This window comes from Commensalibacter sp. B14384M2 (assembly GCF_016101865.1).
GTDB lineage: Bacteria > Pseudomonadota > Alphaproteobacteria > Acetobacterales > Acetobacteraceae > Commensalibacter > Commensalibacter melissae.
The window spans coordinates 1-2,625 of sequence record NZ_JACFPS010000008.1; the positions used below are offsets into that span (position 1 = coordinate 1).

Sequence of the window (2,625 nt, forward strand, 5' to 3'; positions counted from 1 at the left end):
AAAGACTTCCCGCATTGAGAAGGCTATTGGCGATGGCAAGTGTTCCATCCCCGTTCAAGCTGCTAATGGAGGCATCTTTGTTATTCAGGGAAAGGTTGTTCGCGACAAGGCTCAGACCCTGCCGAGCCTGAATGTTCCCCGAAACCTCCATGTTCCCGCCCGCATTGACCTGAAGGCTCTTCCCGGCATAGACCAGTCCCTTCTCCGTATCGGTATAATTGCCCATTCCAAGCTCAACAACACCTGAGCTCGCCTGGATAACGCCATTGCTGTTCTCGATGTCACCGCCATGAAAAACAATATCCCCAAAGCCATTGTCCGAACCAGCCAGAATCATCCCTGAACGGTTCATCAAACCGTCAGACTCTATATGAACATTGCCCGCATTCGAGCCAATCTGGCCATTATCGTTATTCAGCTGTCTGCCACCAATATCCACAATACCCGAGGGAGTGACTATCTGGCCATGATCATTACTGACATCTCCAGAGGCGGAAACCCTGACATTCCCGGATGCCTGCGTTCCTATCCGGCCATTCATGTTGACAACCTTACCCGTTGCCTGAACCCCGATATCTCCCTGTGTTGTCAGGATAGAACCATTGCCATTGTCAAGTGAGGAGCCTGTCAATGACACATTCCCCTGACCCGTACGGATCAGGCCGGACTGGTTATTGATATCCCCGCCACGAACCGTTACATCCCCTTTGTTCAGAGAGCCAATCTGGCCTGAACTGTTGTCAATTTTACCTTTTGCCGTTAGGGAAATATCATTATTCTTGGTTAAGATACTACCTGAATGATTTAATATATCTCCTTGAATATCAAGCATTAATTTGTCTGAATTCGTATTTATCTGATTTCTGTTATCCATGGAACCAGCTTTGATTGTCAACACGCCCTGCGAGACAAATATGTTTCCCGCATTGAGAAGGCCGTTGACGATGGCAAGTGTTCCATCCCCGTTCAAGCTGCTAATGGAGGCATCTTTGTTATTCAGGGAAAGGTTGTTCGCGACAAGGCTCAGACCCTGCCGAGCCTGAATGTTCCCCGAAACCTCCATGTTCCCGCCCGCATTGACCTGAAGGCTCTTCCCGGCATAGACCAGTCCCTTCTCCGTATCGGTATAATTGCCCATTCCAAGCTCAACAACACCTGAACTCGCCTGGATAACGCCATTGCTGTTCTCGATGTCACCGCCATGAAAAACAATATCCCCTGAACTCGTGATCAAATTACCATTTTGGTTATTCAAATTACCACTGGTGATTTGAATATTACCGGCAGGGGTAATGAACTTGCCATTCTTGTTGATAAAATCATTTTTGCTGACAAGAGTTAAATTCCCGTTTTTCAGACTGCCAACCTGACCATTCGTATTGTCAAGAGTGTTTCCGGACAGTTCAATATTGCCCGCAGACGTGACAAGCTGACCCTGATTGTTCCGGATATCTCCTCCGGCATTCAAGGTCAGGTTGCCAGAAGTCTTTATACCAATCTGGCCACCAGTATTGTCAATATCGCCCCTGGAATGGACATTGACTGTCCCATTGTCTGTCAGTATAGAGGCGCTTCCGTTGTCCAATCCAGCAACATCCAGTAAAATATCCCCATTGGTTGTGCGGATCAAACCCTGTTTATTGGTCAGCTTCTGGCCCGTTATTTGAACATTGCCATCCGTTTTAACGCCAATCTGACCATTCGTATTGTCAATATCGCCCTTGGCTTGAATAACAGCATCATGAGCATTCGTAACCAAAGAACCATTTTGATTGTCGAGATCACCATTAATATCAACATGGAGTTCACCCTCTCCATTGATCAAATTACCATGGTTTTTAAATGAACCCGCTGAAAGTGTTAAACGTCCCCTGATAAAAGAAAGACTTCCCGCATTGAGAAGGCTATTGGCGATGGCAAGTGTTCCATCCCCGTTCAAGCTGCTAATGGAGGCATCTTTGTTATTCAGGGAAAGGTTGTTCGCGACAAGGCTCAGACCCTGCCGAGCCTGAATGTTCCCCGAAACCTCCATGTTCCCGCCCGCATTGACCTGAAGGCTCTTCCCGGCATAGACCAGTCCCTTCTCCGTATCGGTATAATTGCCCATTCCAAGCTCAACAACACCTGAACTCGCCTGGATAACGCCATTGCTGTTCTCGATGTCACCGCCATGAAAAACAATATCCCCAAAGCCATTGTCCGAACCAGCCAGAATCATCCCTGAACGGTTCATCAAACCGTCAGACTCTATATGAACATTGCCCGCATTCGAGCCAATCTGGCCATTATCGTTATTCAGCTGCCTGCCACCAATATCCACAATACCCGAGGGAGTGACTATCTGGCCATGATCATTACTGATATCTCCAGAGGCGGAAACCCTGACATTCCCGGATGCCTGCGTTCCTATCCGGCCATTCATGTTGACAACCTTACCCGTTGCCTGAACCCCGATATCTCCCTGTGTTGTCAGGATAGAACCATTGCCATTGTCAAGTGAGGAGCCTGTCAATGACACATTCCCCTGACCCGTACGGATCAGGCCGGACTGGTTATTGATATCCCCGCCACGAACCGTTACATCCCCTTTGTTCAGAGAGCCAATCTGGCCTGAACTGTTGTCAA

At 48.2% G+C, this 2,625-nt stretch carries 1 protein-coding gene; it reads right to left on the bottom strand.

Features of this window, described 5'->3' with window-relative positions; translation table 11 throughout:
- A partial coding sequence (locus H3R33_RS09010) for an S-layer family protein (RefSeq protein WP_198198906.1) occupies positions 1–2,625 on the bottom strand: 2,625 nt, incomplete at both ends.